The 17,385-nt window shown below is 66.5% G+C and carries 11 protein-coding genes; 5 read left to right on the plus strand and 6 right to left on the minus strand.

Features of this window, described 5'->3' with window-relative positions; genetic code table 11:
- The first annotated feature begins 37 nt into the window (after window positions 1-37).
- The 4 genes from RTX79_RS04180 (at window position 38) to mtnC (ending at window position 3,689) form a co-directional block, all read left to right on the plus strand.
- The gene (locus tag RTX79_RS04180) at window positions 38-1,462 is read left to right on the plus strand and encodes an amino acid permease (RefSeq protein WP_123698756.1); all 1,425 of its coding nucleotides are present in this window, start codon (window positions 38-40) and stop codon (window positions 1,460-1,462) included.
- A gap of 240 nt (window positions 1,463-1,702) precedes the next feature.
- Window positions 1,703-2,344, plus strand: a complete 642-nt coding sequence (locus tag RTX79_RS04185; RefSeq protein ID WP_057508920.1) for a methylthioribulose 1-phosphate dehydratase — start codon at window positions 1,703-1,705, stop codon at window positions 2,342-2,344.
- Between the two features lie 88 nt (window positions 2,345-2,432).
- The gene (locus RTX79_RS04190; RefSeq protein WP_312682047.1) at window positions 2,433-2,987 is read left to right on the plus strand and encodes a 1,2-dihydroxy-3-keto-5-methylthiopentene dioxygenase; all 555 of its coding nucleotides are present in this window, start codon (window positions 2,433-2,435) and stop codon (window positions 2,985-2,987) included.
- Window positions 2,988-2,993: 6 nt separating this feature from the next.
- The gene (gene mtnC, locus RTX79_RS04195; RefSeq protein ID WP_312682048.1) at window positions 2,994-3,689 is read left to right on the plus strand and encodes an acireductone synthase; all 696 of its coding nucleotides are present in this window, start codon (window positions 2,994-2,996) and stop codon (window positions 3,687-3,689) included.
- A 175-nt stretch (window positions 3,690-3,864) separates the two neighbouring features.
- Here mtnC and RTX79_RS04200 read toward each other — a convergent pair whose 3' ends face one another.
- The 6 genes from RTX79_RS04200 to RTX79_RS04225 all read right to left on the minus strand — a co-directional run bounded on the left by RTX79_RS04200 (window position 3,865) and on the right by RTX79_RS04225 (window position 13,711).
- Window positions 3,865-6,444 (minus strand): beta-mannosidase, encoded by a 2,580-nt coding sequence (locus tag RTX79_RS04200; protein WP_428695954.1) that lies wholly within the window; start codon window positions 6,442-6,444, stop codon window positions 3,865-3,867.
- 172 nt (window positions 6,445-6,616) lie between these two features.
- The gene (locus tag RTX79_RS04205) at window positions 6,617-7,804 is read right to left on the minus strand and encodes an AGE family epimerase/isomerase (protein ID WP_312682050.1); all 1,188 of its coding nucleotides are present in this window, start codon (window positions 7,802-7,804) and stop codon (window positions 6,617-6,619) included.
- The gene (locus RTX79_RS04210; RefSeq protein WP_312682051.1) at window positions 7,804-8,799 is read right to left on the minus strand and encodes a carbohydrate kinase family protein; all 996 of its coding nucleotides are present in this window, start codon (window positions 8,797-8,799) and stop codon (window positions 7,804-7,806) included. The genes RTX79_RS04205 and RTX79_RS04210 overlap by 1 nt, the downstream gene beginning before the upstream one ends.
- A 5-nt stretch (window positions 8,800-8,804) precedes the next feature.
- Window positions 8,805-10,121: a sugar MFS transporter gene (locus RTX79_RS04215; RefSeq protein ID WP_057508914.1), complete on the minus strand. Its 1,317-nt coding sequence runs from the start codon at window positions 10,119-10,121 to the stop codon at window positions 8,805-8,807.
- Window positions 10,122-10,164: 43 nt separating this feature from the next.
- Entirely contained in the window at window positions 10,165-11,220 is a 1,056-nt protein-coding gene (locus tag RTX79_RS04220) for a LacI family DNA-binding transcriptional regulator (RefSeq protein WP_057508913.1), read from the minus strand.
- Between the two features lie 94 nt (window positions 11,221-11,314).
- Window positions 11,315-13,711 carry a GH92 family glycosyl hydrolase gene (locus tag RTX79_RS04225; protein ID WP_312682223.1) on the minus strand — a complete coding sequence of 799 codons (2,397 nt, stop codon included), beginning with the start codon at window positions 13,709-13,711 and terminating at the stop codon, window positions 11,315-11,317.
- A 479-nt stretch (window positions 13,712-14,190) separates the two neighbouring features.
- Between RTX79_RS04225 and RTX79_RS04230 the strand changes: the two genes are divergently transcribed.
- A complete protein-coding gene (locus RTX79_RS04230; protein ID WP_312682052.1) occupies window positions 14,191-17,256 on the plus strand; it encodes a TonB-dependent receptor in 3,066 nt (1,021 codons plus the stop codon).
- Window positions 17,257-17,385 lie beyond the last annotated feature (129 nt).

Below are 17,385 nucleotides of genomic sequence, written 5' to 3' on the forward strand. Positions count from 1 at the left end.
ACCCCGTGCCTGCACGCACCGACAAGAACACACACCCATGCTCAAGCAACTGTGGGCCACCAAGCACCCGCACGCCGCCCACGAAGATGCCAACGGCCTCAGCCTCACCCGTACGCTGGGGCCGTGGGGCCTGACCGCACTGGGCATCGGCGCGGTGATCGGCGGCGGCATCTTCGTCATCACCGGCCAGGCCGCCGCCAACCATGCGGGCCCGGCGATCATGCTGTCCTTTGTCCTGGCCGCCATCTGCTGCGGTTTCTGCGCGCTGGCCTACGCCGAATTCGCCGCGATGGTGCCGGTGTCCGGCAGCGCCTACAGCTACACTTATGCCACCTTCGGTGAGCTGGCGGCGTGGTTCATCGGCTGGATGCTGGTGCTGGAATACGGCGTCTCCGCTTCGGCGGTGGCGGTCAGCTGGACCGGCTACTTCCTCAGCCTGCTCAGTCATTTCGACATCCACCTGCCCGCCGCGCTGGTCAGCGCGCCACTGGACGGCCAGCTGCGCCCCACCGGCGCGATCGCCAACGTGCCCGCTGCGATCCTGGTACTGCTGCTGACCTGGCTGTGCTACGTCGGCATCCGCAAGTCGTCGGCGATGAACATGGCGATGGTGATCCTGAAAACCGGCCTGATCGTGCTGGTCATCGCGGTGGGCTGGAAGTACGTGGACCCGGCCAACTGGCAGCCGTTCATCCCCGAAAACACCGGGCCGGGCCAGTTCGGCATGGAAGGCGTGCTGCGCGGTGCGGCGATGGTGTTCTTCGCCTACATCGGCTTCGAGGCCGTATCCGTGGCGGCACAGGAATCACACCGTCCGCAGCGCGACATGCCGATCGGCATGATGCTATCGCTGGTGATCTGCACCCTGCTCTACATCGCCATGGCCGCGGTCATGACCGGCCTGGTGCCGTACACGCTGCTGGGCACCGACGAACCGGTGGTGACCGCCGTGGCCGCGCACCCGTCGCTGGGGTGGCTGCGCGTGGTGGTGGAAATCGGCGCGCTGGTCGGCCTGTCCTCGGTGGTGCTGGTGATGATCATCGGGCAGCCGCGCATCTTCATGATCATGGGCCGTGATGGCCTGCTGCCGCCGCTGTTCACCAAGATCCATCCGAAGTACCGCACGCCGCACATCAACACGGTGATCACCGGCATCGGCATCGCCCTGCTGGCCGCGCTGTTCCCGTTGGACGTTCTCGGCGAACTGACCTCGATGGGCACGCTGATCGCCTTCGCCGCGGTGTGTGCCGGCGTGCTGGTCCTGCGCCGGACCCAGCCGGACCTGCCGCGGCCGTTCCGCATCCGCGGTGCCTGGCTGGTCTGCAGCCTGGGCGTACTGAGCTGCATGGCGCTGCTGTCGGCCATGACGTTCCATAACTGGATGCTGATGGGCGTGTGGACGGCGGTCGGTTTCGCGATCTACTTCGGCTACGGCTTCCGCCACAGCCGCCTGCGCCGGTAACAGCCGGCCGGTAGCGGCTGGCGCCGACGGCAGCGGCAGCAGCCGCCGCCAACGTCGCGTGCGACGGCCCGGAGGGTGCCGGTCAGGACGGCCGGCATCGCCCTGCCCGGCGAGCGCAGCGGCGGGTCGTGACGACCCACGATCGTCACCCAGCACACGTTGACGGCCAGCGGCCGTCACTACCAACGCAGACCGTCCCCGCCGTCACGTCCACCGGCGGGACCGGATAGAATGGGGCACATGAACGCGCCCACTTTTCCGTATGACAGCCAGCGCCTGAGCGAACTGGCGCAGCTGCTGATCGACAACATCCGCGAGCTGGCCCAGGCCGGCTGGACGCCGGCGACCAGCAGCAACTTCTCGCATCGGCTGGACGACCAGCATGCGGCGATCACCGTGTCCGGCCGTGACAAGGGCCGGCTGATCGAGGATGACATCATGGTCGTCGATTTCGACGGCAAGGCCGTCGGCCGCCCGCTGCGCCCGTCCGCCGAAACCCTGCTGCATACCCAGCTGTATCGTCGCTTCCCCGAAGTCGGCTGCGTGCTGCACACCCATTCCCCGGTGCAGACCATCGCCTCGCGCCTGTACGCACCGCAGGGCCACATCCGGCTGGAAGGCTACGAGCTGCTGAAGGCCTTCGCCGGCAACAGCACGCATGAGATGGCCATCGACGTACCGGTGTTCGCCAACACCCAGGACATGGACGTGCTGGCCGCCCAGGTCGACGCGCTGCTGGATACCCAGTGCCTGTGGGGCTACCTGATCGACGGCCACGGCCTGTACGCCTGGGGCCGCGACATGGCCGAAGCACGCCGCCACCTGGAAGCATTCGAGTTCCTGTTCCACTGCGAACTGGAACTGCGCCGCCTGCGCAGCTGAATCGGTGGGGTCATATTCCGGATCGGCATCTGACCCCGCCGCGCCACGCTGCTACCCTACCCGTCCCCCCGACGTTCAAGCTGCCGCCATGAGCCGACTGCGCATCTACAACGACACCGCCCCCGACGCCCCGCTGCTGGACTCCCAGGACGGCGCGCTGATCGCTGCCGAACTGCAGAAGATCGGCGTCACCTTCGAGCGCTGGCAGGCCAGCCAGCCGGTCGCGCCGGGCGCCAGCCAGGAAGAAGTGTTTGCCGCCTACCGCACCGACATCGATCGCCTGGTCGCCGAACGCGGGTTCAACAGCGTTGACGTCGCGTCCATCGCACCGGACAACCCCAATCGCGCCGAGCTGCGGAAGAAGTTCCTCGACGAACACTTCCACAAGGAAGACGAGGTGCGTTTCTTCGTCGCAGGCTCCGGCCTGTTCACCCTGCACGTGGACGACAAGGTCTATGAGATCGAGTGCGTCAAGGACGACCTGATCGCCGTGCCGGACAGCGTCAACCACTGGTTCGACATGGGCGATGCACCGAGCTTCGTGGCGATCCGGTTCTTCACTGAAGCCGATGGCTGGGTTGGTCATTTCACCGGCACCGACATCGCGCAGAAGTTCCCCCGTTACGTCCCTACCCAGGCCTGAAGATCCATGCAGCCGCGCGTCATCCTCACCGACATCGAAGGCACCACCAGCAGCATCTCGTTCGTCAAGAACGTGCTGTTCCCGTACGCGCGCCAGGCGCTGCCCGGCTTCATCGCCGCCCATGGCGAACAACCGCAGGTGCGGCGCTGGCTGGATGCGGTGGCCACCGAAATCGGCGGCGCCTGCCAGGACAGCGTGGTGGCCGAAACGCTGCAGGGCTGGATCGACCAGGACCGCAAGCACACCGCGTTGAAAGCACTGCAGGGGATGATCTGGGAGACCGGCTACCGCAACGGTGACTACAAGGCGCACTTCTATCCGGAAGTGGCTGCCGTGCTGAAGGGCTGGCACGCGGCCGGGCTGGCGCTGTATGTGTATTCGTCCGGCTCGGTGCCGGCGCAGAAGCAGTTCTTCGGCTTCAGCGAGGCCGGCGACCTGACCGCGCTGGTGTCAGGCTGGTTCGACACCGAAATCGGCGGCAAGCGCGAGGCCGACAGCTACCGCCGCATCGTGGCGGCCATCGGCGTGCCGGCTGCTGAGATCGTGTTCCTGTCCGACGTGGTGGAAGAGCTCGACGCCGCCCGCGAGGCAGGCCTGCAGACCCGCCTGGTGGACCGCCTGGACGACTACCCGCTGCCGCGCAGCGGAGAAGCCACGCACGGCCACGACCGGGTAGAGAACTTCCAGCAGATCACGCTCTGAGCCAACCGCGCGGGCCATGCCCGGGTAGCGCCGAAGGCAGCGGCATGAGCCGCTGCCAACGTCGCTTGCGACGGCCCGCAGGGTGCCGGTCAGGACGACCGGCATAGCCGTGCTCGGCGAGCACAGCGGCAGCGGCAGCGGCAGCTGGCCAAAGCATGACGGCCAGCGGCCGTCACTACCGCGTCCCAGCCAGCACGTCGCCCAGGGTCTGCACGCGCATGGCCGCGCGCAGCGTTTCGGCATCCGTGCCGGAGCGCACGCGCAGCACCCGTCGCTCGCCGGGCAACAGGTCCAGCAGGTTGTCTTCCAGCAGCACCTCGTTTGCCCCGAAATCGATCCACGCCGCACGCACCAAGCCCTGCGCCTGCAGCACCACTTCGCGTGCGTCGCCCTCGCCCTGCAGGCTTGCCTGCAGCTGTCCGGACTGCAGTGCCTGCGCGCGGGCTTCGACGAAGCCAACCACCTGCCGCGACAGCTCCCGATCGCCCTGCAGCATGTCGACCACGGCAATGGTGCGCGCCGGATCCGCCGCGCCCAGCAGGCGGGCATCGCTGAAATGCCCGACCTCGGTCGCTGAGCCCGGCGCCAGCACCAGCGCTTGTTCCTGCGTACCCAGCAGGCGCCCCTGCAGGTCCATGACCCGGAGCCGCCAACGCACCGACTGCGCCTGCGGGGTGTCGTTGAGCAGGCTGACGCGGGTCACGCCCTCCTCGCGCAGCGCCGCCACGGCGAGATCGGCGAAGAAGCGACGCGCCTGGAAATGCAGTCCCTTCCAGTTGCCGTCGTGATCCATGCCCGACCAGGACGCGCCCGGCCAGACATCGTTGAGCTGCCAGTACAGCGACCCCATGGTGTACGGACGCGACGCCCGGTGGTGCAGCGCGGCCAGCTGGATACCTTCGGCCTGCATCACCTGGGACAGGTACAGGAAGCCGGGAAAATCAGCTGGCTCGCCATAGCCCAGGCGGATGTAATGCAGCAGCCGTTCGTTGCCCAGCCCGGCCATGAATTTCTGGTGCGCCTGGATCACCGGGCTGTCGATGCGCTGCTCGGCACGCGTGGCGAAACGGTCGACCATCGCCTGGGACGGCCAGGACTGCAGTCCATACTCGGACATGAAGCGCGGCGTTTCTTTCAGGTATGCGCTGACCGGCAGCGCCGGATTGCCCCATACCTGCCAATAGTGCTTGTCACCGCGGGTGGAGTCGTTGGCCTTGTCATCCAGATCATTGCTGGGCGAGCTGGACCAGTACGGAACCCCCAGGCCGTGTTCGGCTACCACCGCGCGCAGGTCATGCCCGAACAGGTCCACGTAGCCCTGCCACACCCGGGCAGCGAATGCAGGATCCGCCTTTTCCAGATCGCGACCGTGGCCCCAGTCCTTCCATGCGGTTTCTTCTTCGTTGTTGCCACACCACAGCACGATGCTGGGGTGGTGGCGCAGCCGACGCAGGTTGTCGCGGGCCTCGGCGACCACGTTCTGGCGGAACGCCGGATCGAACCCGGGCTGCATGCCGCCGCCGAACATGAAGTCCTGCCAGACCATCAGGCCCAGTTCGTCGGCCAGCTCGAAGTACGCCTCGTCTTCGTAGTACCCGCCGCCCCAGTTGCGCAGCATGTTCATGTTGGCATCGCGCGCGGCGGTCAGGATGGTGCGCAGGCGCGCGGTATCCACGCGTGCGGGGAACGCATCGAAGGGGATCACGTTGGCGCCCTTGGCGAACACCTGGCGACCATTGATGACGAAGGCGAAGCCCTGGCCCCCTTGCGCATCCTTGTCGCGCCGCAGCTCCACGCTGCGCAGGCCGATCCGTCGGCCGGCCTGCAGTGCCGGCTCATCGCCCGCGCCCAGCGCGACCTTCACGCTGTAACGGTCCTGCGCGCCCTGCCCGGCCGGCCACCAGCGACGCGGCTGTGGCACCTGCAACGGCACCTGCAGCGTCTGCGTTCCTGCCTGCAGCACCACATCACGGACCACCTGCAGCACCGGTTTGCCGTCCGGATCGCGCAGCTCCAGCCGCAGTGGCACGGTCGCATCGGCGCCGGCATGTTCGACTTCGACCAATGCGGTCAAGGCAGCGAGGTTCGCATCCAGCGCCTCGGTACGCACGGCCAGGTCGGTCACTCGCTGCGCGCCCCAGGTCTCCAGCCGCACGGGCCGCCACACGCCCGCGGTGACATAGCGCGGGCCCCAGTCCCAACCGAAATGGTAGGCCGGCTTGCGTACGAAGTTGCCGACCATCGCATCGCGCGGCTCATCGCCGTAAGGCGAGGGATAATTGCCCGCGATCTTGTGCGGCATCGCCTGCACGGCCGGCAGCAGCTGGGTGATCGGCGAACGGAAGACGATGCGCAGTACATTGCCCTGCGGCTGCAGGCGGCCGTCTACGCGCGCGGTCCAGGTCCGGTGCGCGTTGTCGGCGCGCAGCAGCGGCTGACCGTTGAGCTCCACCTCGGCGAAGGTATCCAGTCCCTCGAACACCAGCTCGGCATGCGGACGCGCCAGTGTCTCGGCATCCACGTCGAAGCCCGCGCGGTACTCCCAATCCGCCAGGCCGATCCATTGCAGCTGCGCTTCCGGCGCACCGACATACGGATCGCGGATCACGCCCGCGGCCAGCAGATCGGTATGTACGCTGCCCGGCACCTGCGCCGCGCCCCAGCCCGCCGCTTCCGGATGCGCCGCGACCTGCGCACCACCCGGCAGCAGTCGGAATTCCCAGCGCGCCTGCAGCACACCGGCCTGCGCCAGCATCGGCACCAGGCACGCCAGCACTACCGCACCGAACCGCACCCACGCATCACTGATCCGCATCCGAACACCCCGTCGCAACAATGAGCCCGAAGCGCACGGCAGGCCAATCCGCTTTACCGGCCGCACGCGCAGGGAATTTTCCGGAGGCGGCGTACAGGCGCCGCCCTTGTACTCAACCGCCCCGCAGCACGTTCAATACCTCGTAACACGCGCCCATGGTGTGGTAATCCACCTTGCCGGCCGGGCTCTTCTCGTCGCTGTACTTGCGGTTGTCCGCATCCAGGATGCGGAACCACGCACCGTACTGATGGTCGACGAAGTGTTCCCACGCATACGCCCACAGGCGCTCGTACCAGTCCCAGTACACCGCATCCCCGGTGCGCTGCGCCAACACCGCCGCGGTCGCCAGCGATTCGGCCTGCACCCAGAAATACTTGTCGTCGTCGCAGACGCTGCCATCGGGCGCGAAACCGTAATACAGTCCACCGCGCTGCGCATCCCAGCTGCGTTCCACCGCCACGTCGAACAGATGACGCGCCATCGGCAACAGCCACTCCGCCTGCACATGGCGGTCCAGGATCAACAGCAGCTTGGCCCATTCGGTCTGGTGGCCCGGCTGGAACCCCCACGGACGGAACAGGTGCTTGGGATCGTCCAGGTTGTACTTCCAGTCGATGTTCCACTCGCTGTCGTAGTGCTCCCACACCAGGCCGTCTGCCTTGGCCGCCTGGCGCCGGGTCATGATGTCGGCCAGCTGCAGCGCGCGATCCAGGTAGCGCTGGTCGCCACTGCTTTCGAACGCAGCCAGCATCGCCTCGCACATGTGCATGTTGGCGTTCTGCCCGCGGTAGCCGCTGAAGTTCCACTGCGCATCGGCTTCATCACGGTACAGACCGTGCGCCGGCTCGTAGAAGCGCGTTTCCAGCAGCTGCCAGGTCTCATCCATCCAGCCGCGTGCGTCCTCGATGCCGGCCTTCAGCGCGCAGCTGTACGCCAGCAGCACGAAGGCAACGCCGTAGCAGTGGTTGGTATCGTCTTCCACCACGCCATCGCGCAGTGTCCAGGCATAGCCGCCGGTGGCCGGGTTGCGATGTACCTCGCGCAGGTAGCGCACGCCATGCTGCACGCCATCCAGGTACGCCGCATCGCCGAATTCGCGGTAGGCCATGGCGTAGTCAAAGACGAAACGCGTGCTGCTCACCAAGTGGCGATGGGTCGCGTCATAGACGCTGCCGTCGTCACGGAAGTAATGGAAGAAGCCACCCTGCGGATCGATGCAGCGCGGATGGTAGAACGCCATCGTGTGGGCGATGTGGCCGCGCAGGAAGTCCTGCGAGCGGAAGTCCGGGCTCTGGGTCATCAGTGCGATTCCTCGGTTTGCAGCAGCAGTTCGTTGACTTCATCGCGCGTGGGCATGGCCGCGAAGGCGCCCTTGCGGGTCACCGCAAGCGCACCCACGGCAGCGCCGAAGCGCAGCACCTCGTGCATGGCCGCTTCATCGTTGCAGAACGCCGGCAGGCTCGCGGCGTCCACGCCGCGCTCGACCAGCGCGGTCAGCAGCCCGCCGACGAAGGCATCGCCTGCAGCCGTGCTGTCCACCGTCGTCACCCGGAAGCTGGTGGCCTGGCCCTGTGCGCTGCGCGTGTACCAGCGCAGTGCGGCGGCGCCATCGGTGACCACCACCCAGCGCGCCTGCGCGGCAAACAGCCGCTGCAGGACCTGCTCGGCACCGCCCTCGCCCAGCGGCGCGGCCAGGAAATCGAGCTCTTCGCGGGACAGCTTGACCACGTCGGCCAGCGCCAGTGCCTGCCACAGCGTCGGCAGTGGATCGGCATCGGCGGGCCACAGCGCCGGGCGCAGGTTGAGGTCCAGGCTGACCAGGGCACCGGCGTCGCGCGCACGCTGCATGCCCTCGAACGTCGCCTGGGCGATGGCTGCTTCGGTCAGGCTGTTGGAACACACGTGGAAGCAGCGGGCCTGCGCGAAGCAGGCCGCGTGGAAGTGCTCGGCGCGGAACAGCAGGTCCGCCGCCGGTGGCCGGTAGAAGCTGAAACTGCGCTCGCCATGCGGATCCAGCGCCACGAACGCCAGCGCCGTCTTGGCCGCTTCGGTACGTGCGATGTAGTCGATCCCCACGCCGTGCTGCTGCAGGCTGTCGGCCAGGAAATCACCAAACATGTCCCGGCCCAGCATGCCCACGAACTGGGTATCCACGCCCAGCCGCGCAGCGGCGACAGCGACGTTGGCGGGCGCCCCTCCGGCGTATTGCAGGAAGGCGCGCGGATCGGACGGAGAGGCCGGCGGCTGCGCTAGTAGATCGATCAAAATCTCGCCGAAGCAGACAATGGTGCCCATCTGGATCAGCCTCCGCGCGGTGCGATGGCCGGCAGGCGGGCGCCGACCAGGCCGAAGAAGATGACGTAGCCGTAGCACAGCAGCGGCAGGATGAAGCTCGGCTGCAGACCGATGTGGTCGGCCAGCACGCCCTGCAGGTACGGCACCAGCGCGCCACCGACGATGGCCATGATCAGCAGGCTGGAGGCCTTGTTGGTCAGCGGGCCAAGGCGTTCGATGCCGAGCGCGAAGATGGTCGGGAACATGATGGAGTTGAACAGGCCGATGGCCACCACCGAATACAGCGCGACCTGGCCCGAACTGGCCATCGTGGTGCCCAGCAGCAGCACGTTGATGCCGGCGAACAGGGCCAGCATGTGGCGCGGCGAATAGCGGGTCAGCAGCGCCGAACCGGCGAACCGGCCGATCATCGCCATCGTCCAGTACGCGGACACGTAATGCGTGGCCTGCTGTTCGGTGAAGCCGCCGATGGTCGGCATCGACAGGTAGTTGACCAGGAAGCTGCCGATGGACACTTCGGCACCCACGTAGAAGAAGATGCCCAGCACCGCGAACAGCAGGTGGCGATGGCGCAGGGCCGCGCCGTAGCTCTGCTGCGGACCGTCATCCACCTTCTCGGCACTTTCGCTCAGGGTGGGCAGGCGGAACAGGTAGACGAACAGGGCCAGCAGTACCAGTGCGATCGCCAGGCCTATGTAGGGGCCCTGCACCGACTGCGCTTCAGCGGCGCGGTAGGCTGCCTGTTCGGCCACCGACAGCGCATTGATCTCATCGGCGCTCTTGACCGTGTTGCCGAGGATCAGCAGTCCGCCGAAGATCGGCGCGATCGCCGTACCCAGCGAGTTCAGTGCCTGGGCGAGGGTCAACCGGCTGGAACTGGTTTCCACCGGACCCAGCAGCGCCACGTACGGGTTGGCGGCGACCTGCAGCACGGTGATGCCGGTGGCCAGCACGAACAGCGCACCGAGGAAGGCGCTGTACTCACGCAGCTCGGCGGCGGGCCAGAAGCCCAGCGCGCCGACACCGGCGATCAACAGGCCGGCCACGATGCCTTTCTTGTAACCCAGGTGGGCCACCAGCCGACCGGCCGGCAGGGACATCAGGAAGTACGCGCCGAAGAAGGTGAACTGCACGAGCATGGCGCGCGCGTAATTCAGTTCGAACACCGCCTTCAGGTGGGGAATGAGGATGTCATTGAGGCAGGTCAGGAAGCCCCACATGAAGAAGATGGTGGTGGCCACGCCCAGCGCCATGCGGGTGTTGACCGGGGGTGCGCCTTGCCCGGGCGTGGTGTTCAAACGGGGCGTTGATGAAATCGGCATGCGGGTTCGCGCCTCGGTGCGCGTAGGTTGAATGTGGAAGGGTTCAGATCGGGCGTGCCGCGCTGCTTTCGCGGATGCGCAGCTGCACGGGGGCGACGGTACGCACGGGGGGCGCATCGGGGGACTGTACGCGCTGCAGCAGCAGCTCGGCGGCTTGTCGGCCGCGCGCGCGCGGATCGACGGTCAGGGTGGTCAGCGGCGGCACCGCCACCGAGGCTTCGGGGATGTCATCGAACCCGGTCACGGCGAAATCGCCGCCCGGGCGGATGCCGCGCGAGGTCAGGCCCAGCATCAGGCCCAGCGCCACGGTGTCGTTGTAGCAGACCGCAGCACTCGGCCGCAGGCCATCGACGAACAGCTCGTCGACCCGCCGCGCCGCTTCAAGCCGGTTCGGCGCCGATTCGATCAGCCATTGCGGAGTCACCGGCAGGCCGGCCTCGGCCAGCGCCTGCTGGTAGCCGGCACGGCGCTGTTCGCAGGAACTGGAATCGGCATGGCCACCGAAGAAAGCGATCTCGCGGTGGCCCCGCTCGATCAGGTGCCGGGTGGCCAGATAGGCGCCCTGCTGGTTGTCCAGTGCGAGGAAATCCCAGTCCGCGCCAACCAGCGCGCGGTTGAACAGCAGCACGTTCGCGGTGGGGCCCAGCGCCTGGCGCACCTGCGCCGTATCGCTGCCCTCGGCCGGTGACAGGATCAGGCCGGCCGGGGTGTGTTCCATCAGCGTGCCCAGCACCGCCTGCTGCCGCTGCGGCGACTCACCGGTGCTGCCGAGCAGGGTCACGTACCCCTGCTCGCCCAGCGCTTCGTCCACGCCCGCGGCGAATTCCGCGAAGAACGGGTTGGACAGATCGTTGATCACCAGGGCCACGCTGGACGAAGTCCGACGCCGCAGGTTGGCCGCCGCCCGGTTGTAGACGTAGCGCTGCCGACGCAGCTCGGCTTCCACCTTGGCACGCGTATCCACGTTCACCAGCGGGCTGCCACGCAGCACCAGCGACACGGTCGCCCGTGACACGCCGATGGCCTGGGCGATGTCGGTCACGGTGACGGCACGCTCGCCGCCTTTGCGCGGGGGCTTTGTGCTGCTGGAGTCATTCATCCTGGAATCGACCCTGGGATCGGATAGGTACCTGAATCATAGCGGGCGCGGCGCACCCTGCCACGGGCGAGCGCAGCGAAGGGCGCGCAACGCTTCATTCCAGCACGCTGCCCGGGGCGGCGCAGTACGACACCGGCAGGTCGCTGGTGGCCGTGCCCCAGCCCTGCTGTGGCGCCTGCGTGCCCAGCGTCCAGTGGATGTCGGCGCCGCCCTGCAGGGTTTCCCAGTCCAGCCATACCGCCGACTGCGCCCTGCCATCCACGTCCACGCCCTGCACGTACTGCAGGCTGCGCCCGTCCGCGCCGGGGGCACGCAGGGTCAGCTGGCGGCCATTGCCGAGTGCAACGTCCACCTTGGCGAAGCGCGGGGCGTGCAGCAGGAACTCGCCGCTGCCCGGCACCGCCGGATACAGGCCCAGCGCACTGAACAGGTACCACGCCGACATCGTGCCCAGGTCGTCGTTGCCGGTGACCCCGTTCGGTGCGTTGGTGAACAACTGCTGCGCGGCACGCACCACGGTGGCGGTCTTCCACGGCTGGCCGATCAGCGTGTACATCCACGGCGCATGCAGGTCCGGTTCGTTGTTGGGGTTGTAGCGGTACTGGTTGTAATAGCTGTACGGGCCCACCACCCATTCCTTGCGCGCAGCATTCAGGGGATCGGCCAGCAGCGCATCCATCGCGAAGAACGCATCCAGGCGCTTGCCGGCCTGCTCGCGACCGTGCATCGCCTCCACCAGGCCCGGCACGTCCTGCTGCGCCAACCACTGGTACTGCCAGGCAGTGCCTTCATGGAACCCATGGTGCGAGCGCGGGCTGTAGTGTCCATCGGACGGCGTATACCACTGCTCGCCTTCGGTGCGCGGACGCGGGAAGCCGGTGAAGCCGGTCTCGTCATCGCGGACCGACACGTCCCACACATTGCGCCAGTTGCGCCCACGCTGACGCAGGGTCGCCGCATCGGCGGCATGGCCCAGGCCATCGGCCATCCGGGCCAGCGCGCAGTCGGCCAGCGCGTATTCCAGCGTCGCCGAACCGCCATGGTGCGGATCGACATCCATGCCCTTCGACGGGAACGCGCGGTCATACACCACGTAGCCCTTGTCCAGATAGGACGGATTGCCCGAACGGCCGGCCGCGCGGGAGTTCAGCGGCGGCACGTCGAAGGCATTGCGGCGCAGTGCCGACCACGCTTCCTGCTCGCGCCCCTGCAGTGCGCCGAAGCGCCACAGGTCGGCCATGAAGGGCGTCACCGGATCGCCGGTCATGATGTTGGTTTCGAAGTTGGCATAGCCCCAGCGTGGCAGCCAGCCGCCCTGGGCATCGATGGCGAGCAACGTCCGGCCGATATCACGCGCCACCTGCGGCCGCGTCAGTGCCAGCCACTGGTTCTGTGCGCGATAGGTATCCCACAGCGAGAAATACTCGTAGTACGTCCAGCCGTCGGCGCGATGGATCGCATCATCGTAGCCGCGGTAGCGTCCGTCGGCATCGCTGCCGGTCAAGGGTTGCAGCAGCGCGTGGTACAGCGCGGTGTACAGCACCGTGCGGTCGTCCTTGCTGCCCCCATCGAGCTTCACCGTCGACAGTTCTTCGCGCCAGGCGTCCTGCGCCAGCCGGCGCATCCGGTCGAAGCCGAGCAGCTTGCCGCCCTGCATGCCATCGCTGCGCAGGTTGGTACGGGCGCCTTCGGCGTCCACGTGCGAGATCGCACTGACCGCGGTGACCGCACGCCCCTGCGCCATGTCAAAGCTGAGCCAGGCCCCGTTCGGCTTGGCCTCGCCTTCCATGCTGTGGCGCGCGCCTGCCAGCCCCCGCTCTTCGCCCCAGACCCCGTGTGCCTTGAACGGGCGGTCGAACTCGATCCGGAACCACGTCGTGTACTGATGGCCGCCACAGAAGCTCTTGGTGACCAGCTTGCCTTCCACCACCCGGTCGCCGACCACGTCAATGACACTGCCGATCACCGAATGGCGCTCGTTGGCCTGGCCGACATTCACCAGTACGTGGCCTTCTTTCTGCCCGGCCGCGAACGTATAGCGTTCGGCTGCGGCGCGGGTACGCGCGGTGGCTTCGGCGTCGATGCCGCCGTAGCTGGTCAGGCGGACGCGGTAATAGCCGGCCTGGCCGACTTCACCGGCATGCTCGTACGTGGACGCATAGGCTTTGTGATCGAAGGCCTTGGGATTGGAGGTATCGAAATCGCCGCCTGCGCCGATGGTGCCGGTGACCGGCAGCACCGAAACCTGTCCGCCCTGTTCCCAGCATCCGGCGCCGGACAGGAACGAATGGCCGAAGCCACGGATTTTTTCATCGTCGTAGCGCCAGCCGGTGTAATGGCTGCCGATCGGGCTGACCTGGATCAGGCCGAACGGGGCCGAGGCGCCCGGGAAGGTGTTGCCATCATCCTTGCTGCCGATGAAGGTGTTTACTTCGCGCTCCAGCGCGGCCGGCGCGGCCTGCAGGGCGGGCGCGGCGGACAGCGCGATCACGCACGCCAGCGAGGCGATGGGCGTGAAGGCACGCAGTCGGAAACAACGTCGGAAGGTCACGTTCAAGGGCTCCTTGGCGGGCGTTGGCAGGTCAGGATCCGAGCAGGCACGCCCGCGTCGCGGGATGCCGACACGATGCCTGTCCAGTCGATTTAGATCGATTGAAGTAAACATGAACGTTCGCCGCCGCGCATCCTGCAGCGCAACATGGAAGACCGTCCGACGGAGCCGTGCCGGACTGCAAACGTTTTCATATTGCGCAGCAGCATGCCAGTTGAGTCAGGCCGTGTTAAAAAATGCGCGCCAATCGTTTAGATCGATCCAACTTCAAACGGTCACGATTGCCGGGTTCGGAATCCGACAGCAACGCCATCAGGTGCCCTGTCTCTCCTGCCCCACGCTTGCGGTCTCGCGTCAAAACATAAGATCGATTCAAGTATTTCGTATCAGCCAACGGTTCGATCCAGGAGAGGGAGAGAATGAATTACATGTCACACAAGCACGGTTGCCACGCCCTGTCGGCCGCCATCGCATTCGCCTTGGCGGCCACTGCGGCGCCGGCGTTTGCCCAGGACCCGGCACCGGCCACCCCCACCGCCTCGCCCAGCGCCACCACGCTGGACAGCGTCAATGTCACCGGCTACCGCTACGCCATCGAAAAGAGCCTGCAGCAGAAGCGTGACGCCAATGCCGTGGTCGAAGTCATCACCGCAGAAGACGTCGGCAAGTTCCCCGACAAGAATGTCGCCGATGCCCTGCAGCGCGTACCCGGCGTGGTCATCACCCGTGATGGCGGCGAAGGCAAGAATGTCAGCGTGCGCGGCCTGGATGCCGACCTGACCCTGACCCAGTTGAACGGCAACTACATTGCCACCTCGGAAACCAACAACGAGGCCTCGCGTTCGTTCAACTACACCCTGCTGCCGTCGAACATGCTGGAGAGCGCGGAGCTGTTCAAGTCGCCCGAAGCGCGCATCGACGAAGGCGGCATCGGCGGCACGGTGATCCTGCATACCCGCCGTCCGCTGGAGATGGAAGCCAATTCCGGTTTCGTCAACATCGAAGGCGTCACCTCCGATACCAGCGACAGCGTGGACCCGAACCTGTCGGCGATGTACGCCTGGCACAGCAAGGACGAGCGCTTCGGCGTTTTGATCGGGGCGACCAAGCAGAAGCGCACCAACCGCAGCATGGAAGTCACTGTCGATGACTACCAGTGGTACGGCGCCGGCACCCAGGCCAAGGATGCCTACGGCAATACGCTGCCGCAGGATGGCATCCACTACTGGTGGGGCGAGTCCGGCTTCAACAACCAGACCGGTGGCAACTACAGCGAATTCTTCATGCCGACCTCGGTCAACTTCGGCGTGCGCGAAGAAGAGCGCGAGCGCACCGGCGGCCAGTTCACCTTCCAGTTCAAGCCGGTCGACAACCTGACCGTCACCGCCAACTACTTCCGCTTCGAGCTGTCCGGCGATTACACGCTGAACCAGGCCAAGATCCCGGAGTGGAACATCGCCCGCTACAACGGCGACGGCAACTGGGCCGGCGGACGCCTGCTCAATGGCATGGACTTCGATTCCAGCGGCAGCATCGTCACCGGCGCGCAGTTCGAGAAGCTGCCGGGCAAGGCGTACTACTGCAGCGAAGCACAGGCCGCCGCCGCCGGCATGGCGCCGGGTGGCTGGGGTCCGGATGACTGCACCATCCCCACCCCGCAGCTGAGTGGTGCCTACAGCCGCGAAAAGGCGCTGTCGCAGACCGGCGACCTGACCGTGGACTGGGAAATCAGCCCACTGTCCAAGGTGACCTTCAAGGGCGGCCGCACCTGGTCCGAAGGCGGACCGTCGATCAACTTCCGCATGTCGGCCAAGCCGCGCCGCCAGGTCGATGGCGTGTGGCAGTCCGGCAACAGCTACAGCGCGTATGACCTGACCGGCACCCCGTCGGCCACGTTCTCGCCGGACCTGCAGGACCAGTTGATGGCCGGCATCGCCGAGATCGACACCGGCTCGACCGATTCGTCGTGGCGCGAAACCAGCATCGAACAGAACTACTTCCAGGCCGACTTCACCCGCCTGTTCGAAAGCGGCTTCATCGATTCATTCCAGTTCGGCGTGAAGTACCGCGACGGCAAGGTCCATCGCAACACCGGCAACACCTACTGGGCCTGCCAGGGCGCTGATCCGAACGACTACGAGGCCCGCTACCAGGCCGGCAACTGTGCCGACCCGGAAAAGAGCGTCGCACAGCCGGGCTTCTTCCTGTCCAACCCGATCGATGACATCGCCGGCGGCTTCAATGCCAACGTGATGCCGGGCATCAACTTCCCGGCTTACCTGGCCTACCTCAACGAACGCTACGGCGGCATGCAGAAGCGGATCGAACCGGACTTCGTCTACGACGTCAACGAGAAGATCTACTCGACCTATTTCCAGGCCAACTTCCGCACCGAACGCGTCCGCGGCAACCTGGGCGTGCGCCTGGTGCAGACCAGGCAGATGGCTTCGTCGAGTGATTCGGTCGAACGCTTCATGGATTACTTCGTCGACGGTGCCGATGGCAATCCGCTGGCCTGCCCGACCGGCACGCCGCCAGCCGGCACGGTCTGCGAATCCGGTTTCGTGCGCCGCGACGTGCGCGAGAAGACCTATGAACAGTCCAGCCTGAGCAAGACCTACACCGACGTCCTGCCCAGCTTCAACATCGCCTGGGACATCACCGAAAACCTGGTGCTGCGCGGTGCGGCGTCCAAGGTGATCGCACGTCCGGGTTACACCAGCATCGCCTACCCGGGCGGCCTGGAGTACATCAGCGAGGAATACAGCAACGACCGTCGCGTCGCCGGTGGCACCACCACCCCGGGCTGGTACGGTTCTGGCAGCAACAAGCAGCTGGAACCGTTCGAGGCGCTGCAGTACGACCTGGGCCTGGAGTACTACTTCAAGCCGGGCGCCGTGGCCGGCGTGGCCCTGTTCCGCAAGGATGTGGACAACTTCACCGTGCCGGTGGTGACCGACCAGCAGATGGACGTGGGCGGTGAGATGGTCACGGTGCAGAACTATTCCACCGAAGCCAACGGCCGCGATGGCGTGTCGCAGGGTGTGGAGCTGTATGGCCAGTACACCTTCGACATGGGCTTCGGCGTGCAGGCCAACTACACCTACAACGACACCAACCTGGCCTCGATCGTGCTGGATGGGGAAAACATCGGTGCCTCGCCGCTGGTCGGCAGTGCGAAGAACCAGGCCAACGTGACCCTGTTCTACGAGAACGACAAGTTCCTCGCGCGCGCTTCCTACAACCGTCGTGGCGAAGTGGTCGGCGGGCTCAACAACGGCATGACCGTGTTCACCGAGCCCTACGACCAGCTGGACCTCAATGCGGCCTACAACCTGACCGAGGCGCTGACCCTGACCGCTTCGGTGCTCAATGCGACCAAGTCCGAACAGCGCACGCACCTGGGTGGCGACACCAAGGCCCGCCTGATCTCCAACATCTACAGCGGCCGCCAGTTGTACTTCGGCCTGAACTACAAGTTCTGATCTGAAAAACCCCGCCTCGCGGCGGGGTCGGTTCTCTCCGCGGCAGCCGCGCCTTGATGGGTGGCTGCCGTTTTTTTTTCCGCTGTCCGCTGCGCTCGCCGGCCATGGGCCGGCGCTACCGGCCGGCGC

The organism is Stenotrophomonas chelatiphaga (genome assembly GCF_032054965.1).
Lineage (GTDB): Bacteria > Pseudomonadota > Gammaproteobacteria > Xanthomonadales > Xanthomonadaceae > Stenotrophomonas > Stenotrophomonas chelatiphaga.

Bases quoted from the DNA above. Each gene is read 5' to 3' on its own strand.
- RTX79_RS04180 (WP_123698756.1), top strand. From the start codon at position 38: ATGCTCAAGCAACTGTGGGCCACCAAGCACCCGCACGCCGCCCACGAA.
- RTX79_RS04185 (WP_057508920.1), top strand. From the start codon at position 1,703: ATGAACGCGCCCACTTTTCCGTATGACAGCCAGCGCCTGAGCGAACTG.
- RTX79_RS04190 (WP_312682047.1), top strand. From the start codon at position 2,433: ATGAGCCGACTGCGCATCTACAACGACACCGCCCCCGACGCCCCGCTG.
- mtnC (WP_312682048.1), top strand. From the start codon at position 2,994: ATGCAGCCGCGCGTCATCCTCACCGACATCGAAGGCACCACCAGCAGC.
- RTX79_RS04200 (WP_428695954.1), bottom strand. From the start codon at position 6,444: ATGCTGGCGCAGGCCGGTGTGCTGCAGGCGCGCTGGGAATTCCGACTG.
- RTX79_RS04205 (WP_312682050.1), bottom strand. From the start codon at position 7,804: ATGACCCAGAGCCCGGACTTCCGCTCGCAGGACTTCCTGCGCGGCCAC.
- RTX79_RS04210 (WP_312682051.1), bottom strand. From the start codon at position 8,799: ATGGGCACCATTGTCTGCTTCGGCGAGATTTTGATCGATCTACTAGCG.
- RTX79_RS04215 (WP_057508914.1), bottom strand. From the start codon at position 10,121: ATGCCGATTTCATCAACGCCCCGTTTGAACACCACGCCCGGGCAAGGC.
- RTX79_RS04220 (WP_057508913.1), bottom strand. From the start codon at position 11,220: ATGAATGACTCCAGCAGCACAAAGCCCCCGCGCAAAGGCGGCGAGCGT.
- RTX79_RS04230 (WP_312682052.1), top strand. From the start codon at position 14,191: ATGAATTACATGTCACACAAGCACGGTTGCCACGCCCTGTCGGCCGCC.